Source organism: Streptomyces sp. NRRL F-4489 (genome assembly GCF_001509485.1).
Classification (GTDB): Bacteria; Actinomycetota; Actinomycetes; order Streptomycetales; family Streptomycetaceae; genus Streptomyces.
The window spans coordinates 1-11,404 of record NZ_LLZI01000052.1 but is presented as its reverse complement, the minus strand read 5'-3'; the positions used below and the strand labels follow the sequence as shown (position 1 = coordinate 11,404).

The 11,404-nt window shown below is 71.9% G+C and carries 9 protein-coding genes and 1 tRNA gene; 7 read left to right on the top strand and 3 right to left on the bottom strand.

Going from position 1 to position 11,404, the window contains the following annotated elements; all coding sequences use genetic code 11:
• The first annotated feature begins 139 nt into the window (after positions 1-139).
• The 5 genes from ADL22_RS06855 (at position 140) to ADL22_RS06835 (ending at position 7,603) form a co-directional block, all read left to right on the top strand.
• Positions 140-1,825 carry an ABC transporter ATP-binding protein gene (locus ADL22_RS06855; protein ID WP_066974753.1) on the top strand — a complete coding sequence of 562 codons (1,686 nt, stop codon included), beginning with the start codon at positions 140-142 and terminating at the stop codon, positions 1,823-1,825.
• A 182-nt stretch (positions 1,826-2,007) separates the two neighbouring features.
• The gene (locus tag ADL22_RS06850) at positions 2,008-3,258 is read left to right on the top strand and encodes a helix-turn-helix domain-containing protein (RefSeq protein ID WP_066974750.1); all 1,251 of its coding nucleotides are present in this window, start codon (positions 2,008-2,010) and stop codon (positions 3,256-3,258) included.
• Positions 3,259-3,453: 195 nt separating this feature from the next.
• The gene (locus ADL22_RS06845) at positions 3,454-4,266 is read left to right on the top strand and encodes a toll/interleukin-1 receptor domain-containing protein (protein ID WP_066974748.1); all 813 of its coding nucleotides are present in this window, start codon (positions 3,454-3,456) and stop codon (positions 4,264-4,266) included.
• 41 nt (positions 4,267-4,307) lie between these two features.
• Entirely contained in the window at positions 4,308-6,245 is a 1,938-nt protein-coding gene (locus ADL22_RS06840) for a hypothetical protein (protein ID WP_079063892.1), read from the top strand.
• Positions 6,242-7,603: a hypothetical protein gene (locus ADL22_RS06835; protein WP_066974744.1), complete on the top strand. Its 1,362-nt coding sequence runs from the start codon at positions 6,242-6,244 to the stop codon at positions 7,601-7,603. Before ADL22_RS06840 ends, ADL22_RS06835 begins: the two co-directional genes overlap by 4 nt.
• 112 nt (positions 7,604-7,715) lie before the next feature.
• Here ADL22_RS06835 and ADL22_RS06830 read toward each other — a convergent pair whose 3' ends face one another.
• Positions 7,716-8,174, bottom strand: a complete 459-nt coding sequence (locus tag ADL22_RS06830) for a DoxX family membrane protein (protein WP_066974741.1) — start codon at positions 8,172-8,174, stop codon at positions 7,716-7,718.
• Between the two features lie 367 nt (positions 8,175-8,541).
• Here ADL22_RS06830 and ADL22_RS06825 point away from each other — a divergent pair, with 367 nt between their 5' ends.
• Together ADL22_RS06825 and ADL22_RS06820 are read left to right on the top strand one after the other, a co-directional pair.
• The gene (locus ADL22_RS06825) at positions 8,542-9,762 is read left to right on the top strand and encodes an amidohydrolase family protein (protein ID WP_199836233.1); all 1,221 of its coding nucleotides are present in this window, start codon (positions 8,542-8,544) and stop codon (positions 9,760-9,762) included.
• 46 nt (positions 9,763-9,808) lie between these two features.
• Positions 9,809-10,306: a hypothetical protein gene (locus tag ADL22_RS06820; RefSeq protein ID WP_066974751.1), complete on the top strand. Its 498-nt coding sequence runs from the start codon at positions 9,809-9,811 to the stop codon at positions 10,304-10,306.
• 24 nt (positions 10,307-10,330) lie between these two features.
• Here the strand turns inward: ADL22_RS06820 and ADL22_RS06815 are convergent, their stop codons facing one another.
• Complete coding sequence (locus ADL22_RS06815; protein ID WP_066974737.1) at positions 10,331-11,095, bottom strand: GltA; 765 nt, start codon at positions 11,093-11,095, stop codon at positions 10,331-10,333.
• 160 nt (positions 11,096-11,255) lie between these two features.
• Positions 11,256-11,340, bottom strand: a tRNA-Ser gene (locus ADL22_RS06810).
• Positions 11,341-11,404: the final 64 nt, after the last annotated feature.

The following is an 11,404-nucleotide window of genomic DNA, read 5'->3' as shown; positions in this document are numbered from 1 at the left end:
CCTGGCCGCTGCTCCCGGAGAGCGGGTCCTCGCCGGCTCGGTCCTCGTCGGCGTCAGCCGCTCCTTCGGGCTGCTGCTGATCGGCCCGGTCGAGGCGTTCCACCGCTTCTGGCCGCTGACCCGCGGCGACCGCCGCTGGATGCTGCTGGTGGGCCTGTGCGCCATCGTGGCCGCGCTCGCCGAGACCGCCGCGATCCTGCTCTTCGCCCAACTCACCGACAACGCCCTCAAAGAGGGCTCGGTCAGCGCCTTCTGGAACCCGGCCGGCAAATGGCTCGCGGTCGCCGTCATCGGCGCCCTCGTCGGCTACCTCGGCAACTCCCTCGCCGCCTGGACCGCCGAACGCTTCCTGCTGCGCCTGCGCGCCCGCGTCTTCACCCACCTCCAGAAGCTGCCGCCGCACTTCTTCCAGCACAACCGCCGCGGCGACCTGGTCGAACGGCTCACCGGCGACGTCGACGCCATCGAACGCCTCGTCGTCAGCGGCCTGGTGGGCGCCTGCGCGGCCCTCTTCGCCACCCTCTTCTACGGCGCCGCCGCCCTGTGGATCCGCTGGGAACTGGCCCTGGCCACCTTCGTCGCCGCGCCCATCTTCTACGCCGCCACCCGCCGCTTCACCGGCCGGCTGCGCGAGGTCTCCCGCCGCCAGCGCGCCGCGGACGGCGCGCTCACCTCCGTCGTCGAGGAGACGCTGGTCAACGTCGTCCTCACCCAGGCGTACAACCGCCAGCGCGACGAGGAGGAACGCCTCGGCCGGGAGGCCCGCCGCTGGCTGCGCGCCTCGGTCGCCAGCGCCCGCCTCAACGCCCTGTACGACCAGCTCATCGAGGTCCTGGAAACCCTATGCGTCCTGGCCATCATCGGCCTGGGCGCCTGGGAGATCTCGGCGGGCCGGATGAGCCTGGGCCAGCTCCTCGCGTTCGCCGCGTTCATCGGCTACCTCTACCCGCCGATCCGCTCGCTGGGCCGCCTGGGCCTGACCGCGACCGCCGCGACCGCCGCCGCCGACCGCCTGCTGGAGATCCTCGACGCCCGCCCGGCCGTCACCGACCCGCCGCCGGCCCGCACCACCCCGTTCCCGCACCGCGCCCTCGGCGCCCTGGAGGCCCGCGGGGTCACCTTCCGCTACCCCGGCTCACCGCACCCGGCCCTGGCCGCCCTCTCCTTCACCGCCGAACCGGGCCAGTTCCTCGTCATCACCGGCCCCAGCGGCGCCGGCAAGTCCACCCTCGCCGCCCTCCTCCTGCGCTTCTACGACCCGGACGCCGGCACCCTCCGCCTCGACGGCATCCCGCTCACCCGCCTCTCCCTGGCCGACCTGCGCCGCAACATCACCCTGCTGCCCCAGGAGACCCTCGTCCTCCACGACACCATCGAACGCAATATCGCCTGCGGCCGCGACGACCCCGCCCCCACCCACCACGAGGTCGTCGCCGCCGCCCGCGCCGCCGACGCGCACACCTTCATCTCCGCCCTCCCGGACGGCTACGACACGGTCATCGCCCCCGCCACCGCGGCCCTCTCCGGCGGCCAGCTCCAGCGCGTCGCCATCGCCCGCGCCATGCTCCGCGACGCCCCCGTCCTCCTCCTCGACGAGCCCACCACCGGCCTCGACACCCTCGCCGCCCAGCGCATCCTCGCCCCCCTCCACCGCCTCGCCGCCGGCCGCACCACCCTCGTCATCACCCACGACCTCGCCCTGGCCACCACCGCCGACCGCATCCTCGTCCTCAACGAAGGTCACCTCACCGAATCCGGCACCCACCCCGACCTCCTCGCCCGCGGCGGTCTGTACGCGGAGCTGTTCGCGGGTGGGGGCGGGTAGCGAGCGAGCGTTTCGTACGCCTGGTCGAGTCCCGAACAGGTGGTGTGCGCGAGGGAAGAATTGGAAACAGGAAACATGCGCGCAGCGCGACGCGCGGGCCGTTCGGCATGCGGACTCATGCCGGAGGGGAGACCACTCCACCGCATCGAATCGCCTATGACCATGGGGAATTGAGGAGACGAATGGGAGTGCCTTTAGATTTCGGGGCGGAGCTGCGCCGTCTGCGCCAAGAGGCCGGAATGACCTTGCAGCAGCTCGCTCAGGATGTTAACTACAGCAAAGGATTTCTCTGCAAGGTCGAGCGGGGGCAGAGCCGCCCGCCGATGGGGCTGGCCCGGCGGTGCGATGTCCTCTTCGCCGCGAACGGCGAGCTGCGGCGGCTGGCGGAGCCGCAGGAGGAGGACGCCGGCGGGACCGATTCCGATACGGAGACCATGGCGCGGCGGGACGTGATCGCCACAGGCGTCGGCCCGCTGCTCGGCATGGCGACGGGCGGGGGTACCAACAGCTCCGGTCAGGCGCGGGCGCTGCCCCCGCTTCCGTCGCTGCCCGCGCTGACGGTGTTCCGCGACCAGTTCCAGCAGATGCGGCTCCTTGGGCAGAGCACCGACCCGGCGATGCTGCTGCCCATCCTGCACACGCAGACCTCCACGGTCATCGATTTCGCCACCCGGTCGTCCGGGACCACCCGGGCCGGCCTGCTGGCCCTCGCGGCCCGCTTCGCCGAGTACACGGGCTGGATGTGCCAGGAAGCCGGTGACGACGCCAGAGCCTTGCGGTGGACGGCGGAGGCGGTGGAGCTGGCGCAGGCGGGCGGCGACGCGGACCTGGCCGATTACGCCCAGGTCCGCCGTGCACTCGTGGCCTTCTACAGCGGGGCCGCCGGTGAGACGGTCACCCTCGCGCGGCAGGCCCAGAAGGCCACGCTGCCGCCCCGGATCCGGGGGCTCGCCGCGCAGCGCGAGGCGCAGGGCCACGCCCTCGCCGGCGACGAGAAGGCGTCCCTGCGCGGACTGGATCGCGCGCGGGAACTCCTGCTCGGTGCGGACGAGGGCCCGCCCGATACGCCGGTGTGGGGGCCGAGCCACCTCGCCGATCCGGCGGCCATGGTGACCGGCTGGTGCCTGTACGACGTCGGGCGCCCGCGGGAAGCGGCCGGGGTTCTGGACCAGGAATGCTCGCGCATCGCCCCGCACGCCCTGCGGACCCGCGCCCGCTACGGCTTCCGCCGCGCGCTGGCCCATGCCTCCGCCGGGGAGATCGACCACTCCTGCGGGCTCGCCCGGGAACTGCTCCCCTGCATGGACCTCGTTCCCTCCGCGACGATCCGCGCCGACGTACGCCGGCTCGAACGGGAGCTGTCGCGCTTCCGGACCCACCGGGCGGTACGCGAGCTCCAACCGTCGCTGCTGCGGGCGCTGCGGACCGGCTGACCCCGCCTGCCGCAGCGCGACGCGCCCACGCCACCCCGCACGGTCCCACCGCGCGGACTTTCCGTACCCACGCCGTCCGCGGCGTCATCACTCCCCGTACGCCGGTGTGCCCGGCGCAGTGCCGCCCCGCGTCCTGCGCCCCTGCGCGCACGCCGTGGCGCGCAGGGAGCTTCCCCCGACAGGAGACACACGACCATGCCACTGATCTTTGTGAACTACCGGACGGGCGATGAGGAAGCCACGGCCACCCTGGTGGAACGCGAACTGTCCCGGAGGTTCGGCGACAAGAACGTCTTCCGTGCCAGCAAGTCGATCGGCATGGGAAGCAGCTTCCCGAAAGAGCTGATCACCGCCGTCCGGCGCAGCAGCGTCCTGCTCGCCGTCATCGGCCCGCGGTGGCTGGAGGCGCGCTCCGCCGGGGGCCGCACCGCGCTGGAGGACCCGGACGACTGGACCCGGCGGGAGATCCTGGAGGCTTTCGAGTCCGGAGCCGTCGTGATCCCCCTCCTGGTCGGCCGGACGGAACGGCTCCGGCCGGAGGCCCTTCAGCCGGCACTCGGCGACCTCGCGGACTGCCAGTACCGCAGGTTCGACCACCGCAACGCGGAAGCCGACCTGGACCGTTTGGCCGAGGACCTCGCCTTCCTGGTGCCGGAACTGGCCGAAGCCGAAGAGAGCCGGCGCCGCGGCGCAGCAGAGGCACAGGCGGGCGAGGACGCGGCCAGTGAGCGGTCCGGCCAGACCCGCATGCACGCGAACGTCATCAAGCACCGGCAGCGGGGCGGCATCGGCAACCTCAACGGCGACTTCTCCGGGACGTTCGTCAGCGAACCCACCGGTCCCGTGCACACCGGCAGCGGGCACCTCTACCAGTCCAGCGACCGGTACCTGGCGCCCCGGTTCTCCGGCGACGGGATGCGCGTCGACTACGCCGAGGGCGGCGCCGCGGCCGAAAACCGCCGGGACCGGCTGCGCCGGAAGGACCGTCCCGCGGACGGAGAGCAGTGACCGAGCCGGGCCGAACGTGGATCAGCGAGTCGCATGGAGCCGTGCACAGCGGCGGCGGCCACCAATTCAACTTCTCCATCTGGGTGATCGGAGCGGACGAGCGGTGGCTCAGGGCGGGCGACACCCGGCTGAGTATCGTGCGCGAGCACCGGATCCAGCTGGCGCGGTGCTTCATCCCCCCTCGGAATTACGGCAAGGCCGCCGAACGGCTGGAGGCCGCCGGTGCGGTGGTCCTGCTGGACGGCCCGCCCGGCAGCGGGCGGCGTGCGGCGGCGACCATGCTGCTGGAGCGAGCGGCCGTGCCAGGAAGCCGTATCGAGGAACTGCCGGTGCGGTGGGAAGAGGATTCCCTGGACGCCTCGGCGGACGACCGCTACCTCTTGGACCTGTCAGGGGTGTCGGACGCGGACTTCGCGGCCGCCCAGGTTTCGCTGCAGCGCTACCGGGCGATCATGGAGCAGTCCGGTGCGCGGCTCGTGGCCGTCCTCCCCGCCGGCCTGGACTGGATGCTCGAAGGCGGCCTCACGCCCTTGGTGGTGCGCCTGGAACGGCCGCGCGGACGTGCGGTCTTCAGGAGGTACCTCCGGGTCCGCAAGGTGGCCTTCGAGCCCGAACAACTGGAGACCGACCACCTCGGCCGCCTGTTCGCCACGGCGCCCGTACGCGAATTGGCCCGCCTGGCCGACCTCGTCGTCCAGGCGCGGGACAGCCGCCGGTACGGCACGACCTTCGCGGCGTGGCGGGACGAGGCCGTGGCCGCGATAGCCGACGCGTCCGACCAGGTGGCACGGCACCTGCGCGAGCACCGCGGGGGACTCGACCGGGCTCTGCTGCTCACGGCGGCCATGGTCAGCGGCGCGGCCGCCGAGGCGGTGCTGAGCGGAGCGCACGGCCTGCTGGACATCCTGGGCCATGAGCAGGACGAGACGCCCAGGCTCGCGCAGGCCGACCTGAGCGAACAGCTCACCGCGCTGTCCATCGAGAGGAAGAGCGACGGAAGTGTGGAATTCCCTCAGCTCGCCTACGACGACGCGGTCCGACGCCACTTCTGGCGCAACTTCCCCGACCTGCGGCCGGCCTTCCGGGACTGGGTGGGGCGGTGCATGGAACTGCCCGAACTCACCGGACAGGACCGGATGCGCCTTGTCGCGCGGTTCGCGGAACAGGCGCTCGACAGCGGGCGCCCCGACGACCTGTGCGTGCTCGCCGAGAGATGGACGGACCGGCCGGTCGGCGGCCGGCTGCGGCCCGAGGCGGCCGCGGCGTTGGAGTCGGGGCTCAGCGACGACCGGCACGGCGCGCACCTCCGCGCCCGCATCTACGGCTGGGTGACCGCGGGCACGCTCGCTCCCGACCTCGTCCGGGTGCTGACGGACGTCTGCCACCAGGTGCTCGCGGTGACCCACCCCGACCAGGCGATGGTCAGGCTGCGGCACCTCGCCCTCCGGCAAAAGGGCGAGGGAGCGGCCGCGGCCCGGGCGGCGCTGCTGGACGTGGCGCGCGGAAACCGCCGCGTCTTCCGCCGCCTGACCGATCGCCTTGCCGACGCCGGACGGTCCGCGTTGCCGAACGTCGACATCCTGCTGGAATTGCTCGACCCCGTCCCCCTGCGGATCACTCCGCCCTGGAACTCCTTCACGCTGGGCTGGCGGACGGTGATGACCATGAGGCCGGTCGCGGTCTGGACGCCGCTGGTCCAGCGCTGGCTCTCGGTAGCGGCGGAGGACTCCGCGGGCGAACAGGTCATCAATGGCCTCCTGCTCGCCGCCGCGGGCGATGACGCCTTGCTGACCCACCTCTACGCGGCCACCTGCGCCTGGGCGGAAGGCCCACTTTCGGAGGCGGTCGGCACGGGACCAACCCGGAGTCCGCACCGCGAACGCCTCGCCGCTCGCGTCTGGCAGAAAATCGACCTCCTCCAGGGAGTTGAGGGACCCGTCCCCGGCCCTGGCGGACAACGTACGGGGGTGTACGTGTGAATCACCGTTATCTACGGCATGGCCTTGTCGCCGGCCTCGTCGGCGCCGTCATTCTCGTGCTGGGCATGGCGTCCGGCTGGCCGGTCTGGGTGTGGGTGCTGCTTCCGACGCTGATGTCAGGGGGAGTTCTGGTGGTCATGTTCTGGCCGAAGCGGGGGGAGAACTACGTGTTCCGGGAGCCGGACGAGAACGGCGTGGGTTACTCGGTACCCAACCCGCCCATGGAACCTCCTTATCTCGAAGTCCCGGTGTCGGGCATTCCCGTCCCCAGCGCGCTGGCCGACTACCCGTTCCTCTTCTCCGCCACCGTCCGATGGCGGCACACCGCCGGATTCACGTCCGGACCGCACGGCAATCCGTCGAGTGCCGCGGTGGCGTCGATCCTGCGCCGGGTGCAGGACAGCGCGGCGGCGGAGCATCCCAGCCGCTACGCATTCGTTCAGTACGCGCTGGAGGGCGCCCTGGGCGTGCCCCGCCCTGACGACTCAGGATCGGTGACAGCGTTCGCCACCCATGTGCGGCTCGCGCTCAAGCCGGCCGACGAGCAGCACCTCGAGGAATTGGACGCGCTGCGCAAAGCCGCCGGCGCCTGGGAAAGCCAGAGCCGGCATGAGCGCGATCGCCGGGCCTACCTCGGTGACGACGTTCTGAAATCCCCCGGTAGCGCCGTGGTCTGGTGGCTGGCGCGGCACGAGAACGACATCGAGCGCGCGGTCGAGATGATCGGTCCGCTGGCCTGCCTCTCCGCGGCGGCCAACGACCAGGAGGTGCCCGAGGCGTTCCGGCACCTCTGCGAGCCACCGGGCGCACCGGTCGAAGACGAGCCGCTCGGCGGCTTCGCACATCCCGACCCGGCCGAGGAGTCAGGGGAGCGATCGATGCCCGCGGACCAAGCGGCGAACGAGCGTCACCATCGGCGCGCCACGCCTGGCGAGCACATTTCCGGGCTGCTCGACGAACTGGGTTTCGTCCCGGGCTCGGACGAACGTGCCGCTTTCGTTCACCGTCTCGCCCGGATGTCGGAGGCGGCCGGCCGGCCGGAGGCAGCCGACAGCATCCTGCGGGACCTCAGGAGCGAGGACCTCGGGAGCGACGCGCATGCGGCCCCGGAGCCCCCGGACCAGGCCCCCGCTGACGCTGCTGACCCTGCTGACCACGTGGCGTCCGGCCCGACGCCGCCGGCGGCGCCCGGTGAAGACACCGCACCAGGCACGCCGCCACCCGGCGCCGACAAGGAAGGGACCGGCGAGCGGTCAAGGGCTGACTGGTGGCAGCCCCCCACCCAGCGGGATCCCGGATCTGCTCCCGGCACCCAGGCCAACCCAGGGAGTGTGCCCGACCCCGGCCCCTTTGGGTGAGCACAGAGGCAGGTGAGGAGACCTGAGCCGCCGGACCCCTCGGCCCGGCGGCTCCGGGACGACGGGGTGAACCCCCTCACCCGTACGACCTGAGTTACCCGAACGACCCGCCCTACCCACCCGCCCCGAACATCCCCACCGCCCCATCCACCGACCAGCTCTGCCAGCTCATCGTGGCGATGCCGACGGCGGATATCAGGGCCATCATCAGGTTCTGGCCCTGTTCCGCCCAGTCGTGGATCATCAGGACCAGGTAGAGCAGGTTGAGCACCAGGCCGGCGGCCAGGGCGATCGGTGTCAGCAGGCCGGTGATCAGGCCGAGGCCGAGCGCCAGCTCCGCGTGGACGACGATGTACGCCATCAGGCGCGGGCGGGGGCGTACGAGCCGGTCGAAGGACGTCCGGACCGCCGACCAGCGGTGTTCCGCGGCGATGCCCGCCGCCCACTGGATGCCGCCGCCGGCGAACCAGGTCTTCTTGTCCTTGTGCCGCCAGCTCTCCAGCCACCACAGCCCGAGGCCGATGCGGAGGACGGCGGCCCACTCGGCGCCGGTGAGCCAGATCGTGTGCATACCGCTGCCCCTGTCGTCGTCTCTTGTCCGGGTCAGGTCCCGTGGGCCTCACGCCCCGTGCTCCATGCCTGCCGCAGCGCATAACTGACGGAGCGTCAGTTCAGCGGAGGTGGGGGTGGTGGCGCAAGGGGGCGTGCGCCCGGTTCCGTACGCGCCGCTCGTGCCGACTTTCCGGGCGTCCCTTGTGGTCGCAAGGGGGAACTCCTACCCTCCGGGCAGGCGAACGAGCTGACGAACCGTCAGTTACCGTACCGGCGTGACCCACCGGCCCGTCAGTTGGGGGTACAGCGTGACCAGCGGCAACACCAGCAGCAAGAGCAGCGGTAAGGCCAGGAGGGAGAACGGCGGCGGCACCCTCCCCGGCGATCTGCCGAAGATCATCAGCGTGGACGACCATGTGATCGAGCCGGCGCATCTCTTCGAGACGTGGCTGCCGCGGAAGTACCGGGACCGCGGGCCGAAGCCGTTCACGGCGGGGATCGGCGAGCTGGCGTACGTCGGCGGGAAGTACCGGTTCACCACCGATCCGGACGGCCAGATCACCGACTGGTGGGAGTACGAGGGGCTGCTCTTCCCGTACAAGCGGATCATCGCGGCCGTCGGGTTCTCCCGGGACGAGATGACGCTGGACGGCATCACCCGGGAGCAGATGCGGCGCGGCTGCTGGGACCCCGCGGCCCGGCTGGCGGACATGGACGTCAATCATGTCGAGGCGTCGCTGTGCTTCCCGACGTTCCCGCGCTTCTGCGGCCAGACCTTCGCCGAGGCGGAGGACAAGGAGGTCGCGCTGGCGTGCGTACGCGCGTACAACGACTGGATGGTGGAGGAGTGGTGCGGGGACAGCGGCGGGCGGCTGATCCCGCTGTGCCTGATCCCCCTGTGGGACGTCGGGCTCGCGGTGGCCGAAATCCGGCGGAACGCCGCCCGCGGCGTCCGCGCCGTCACCTTCAGCGAGATCCCCACGTACCTCGGCCTGCCGTCGATCCACTCCGGCTACTGGGACCCGTTCTTCGCGGCCTGCGAGGAGACCGGGACGGTGGTGAACATGCACATCGGGTCGTCGTCCCAGATGCCGGCGGCCTCCCCGGACGCCCCGCCCGCCGTCCAGGCGTCGCTGAGCTTCAACAACGCGATGGCGTCGATGATGGACTTCCTCTTCAGCGGGGTGCTGGTGCGCTTCCCGCGGCTGAAACTCGCCTACAGCGAGGGCCAGATGGGCTGGATCCCGTACGCGCTGGAGCGGGCCGACGACGTGTGGGCGGAGCACCGCGCCTGGGGCGGGGTCAAGGACCTGGTCCCCGAACCGCCCTCCACCTACTACTACCGCCAGATCTTCTGCTGCTTCTTCCGGGACCGGCACGGCGTCGAGGCGATCGAGACGGTCGGGGTGGACAACGCCACCTTCGAGACCGACTACCCGCACGTCGACTCGACCTGGCCGCATACGAAGCAGGTGGCGGCCGACCACGTGGGCCACCTCCCGCCGGACGTGGCCTACAAACTGCTGCGCGGCAACGCCATCCGGATGCTGGACCTGCCGTTCGACCGCGCCCCAGGGAGCCCCGGCCGTTCCACCGTCACCGACTGAGGAGGGGGCCTTCTGCCGCCCGGGCCCGGTCGCTAGCTTGACCGGCGTGCTGACACAGGTGATTCCCTTGATGGGTGTCCTGCTGGGCGCGGCCACCTCGTACTTCGCCACGAGCTCGGCGGAACGGGCGAAGTTCCGGCAGACCATCGCCACGCGCTGGGACGAACGCAAACTCGACACCTACATCGAGTACGTCACGTCAGTGAAGGAGGCGCTGCGGGAAGCCAGGCGGGCGGTCGAAGCCCGGGACCGCGGTGAGGACAGCTCCGAGGCGCTGTCGGCGATGGCCGCCGCGGAGGCCCGTCGCTCGGTCCTTTTCGAAGGTCTGGTGCTGCTGGCGGACGATGCGGCCGCGCGGGCCGCCGGGGCGGTCAACGAGCGGCTCTGGGACGTCCTGCGGAGCGCCGAGCTCCCTGCGGGCGGGTCCGGCGCCGACCCCGAGGACCTGCGTTCCGCGACGGTCGAAGCGCTGAACACCCTCCACAAGGCGGCCCGGTCGGACCTGGCGACAAGGACCCGCCTCGGTGGCGGCGGCCCGGCCTGATCCGCTCCTCGGCGCGGGCCGGTACTACAGGGCGGCCGGACGCAGGGGGCGCCACGTCCAGCCGCTGGCCCGGAGGGCGTCGGCGCGGTCGAGGACTATAGCGATGCGGGTGCTGCGCTCGTCCTCGTCGCGGTATTCGGGGTCGCCGGTCGACTGGGCGGCGTGCTTGCGGTAGATCTCGCCCGGCTTCTCCTGCATCCAGCCGTCCGCGACCGCCTCGGCCGCCAGCAGCGGGCCGACGTCCTCGAAGGCCGGGATGGCCGGCCAGCCGCCGAGGAGCACCAGCAGCTCCGTGTAGATGGTCGCCGTGGTGCCCATCACCGGGAGGGCGCCCCGGCGCAGCCCGTCGGCCAGGAAGCCGGACGGCAGGCGGCCGGGCGCGGGGTCGTTCGGGCCGGGGACGAGGCGGCCGTCCGGGTGCAGGTCGAGGCAGGGGGCCACGGTCCAGGCGAGGCCGGGGTGGGCGGCCAGCGCCTCGATGTCGCGGGCGAGCGTCTCCTCGTCCGGGAAGAGGTCGTCGGCGTCCAGGGTCCGGGTGAGCAGGCCGCCGGCGCGGTGCAGGGCGAGGGTGCGGGTACGGGCCGCGCCGCCCGCCCGGCCGGCGCCCTTGGAGATCCACGGCAGGTCCGGTACGCGGTCGAGCGGCTTGCCCGTCTTGCCGTCCTCCTGGACGAGCCACTGCAGCGACCAGCCCGCCGGGAGCCGCTGGGAGGCCACCGACTCGTAGGTCTCCCGCAGGTAGGCGTCACCGCCGTCGTACACCGGCGTGAGGACGGAGAAGATCGGCATGGTGCCCCAAGCTCCCATCGGATGCGGATGCGGATAGTGAACAGAGCCGAGCCGAACCGTCGGCGGGTTGCGCCGCGGCTGCGCGGACCGGTCCCGCGGACAACGCGAAGGGCCCCGCCGGTCACCGGCGGGGCCCTTCGTCTGCCCTACTGGGCGAGTGCGGAGGATACGAGATTCGAACTCGTGAGGGGTTGCCCCCAACACGCTTTCCAAGCGTGCGCCCTAGGCCACTAGGCGAATCCTCCGCCGCAAACAATACAAGACGTTGGGGAGTGCTCGCGAACATGATCCGGGGGAGGGGGGTGGGAG

What these genes read in the sequence shown, in the direction of transcription:
- ADL22_RS06845 (WP_066974748.1), top strand. Translation starts at nt 3,454, where the DNA reads ATGCCACTGATCTTTGTGAACTACCGGACGGGCGATGAGGAAGCCACG.
- ADL22_RS06850 (WP_066974750.1), top strand. Translation starts at nt 2,008, where the DNA reads ATGGGAGTGCCTTTAGATTTCGGGGCGGAGCTGCGCCGTCTGCGCCAA.
- ADL22_RS06815 (WP_066974737.1), bottom strand. Translation starts at nt 11,095, where the DNA reads ATGCCGATCTTCTCCGTCCTCACGCCGGTGTACGACGGCGGTGACGCC.
- ADL22_RS06830 (WP_066974741.1), bottom strand. Translation starts at nt 8,174, where the DNA reads ATGCACACGATCTGGCTCACCGGCGCCGAGTGGGCCGCCGTCCTCCGC.
- ADL22_RS06855 (WP_066974753.1), top strand. Translation starts at nt 140, where the DNA reads ATGCTGCTGGTGGGCCTGTGCGCCATCGTGGCCGCGCTCGCCGAGACC.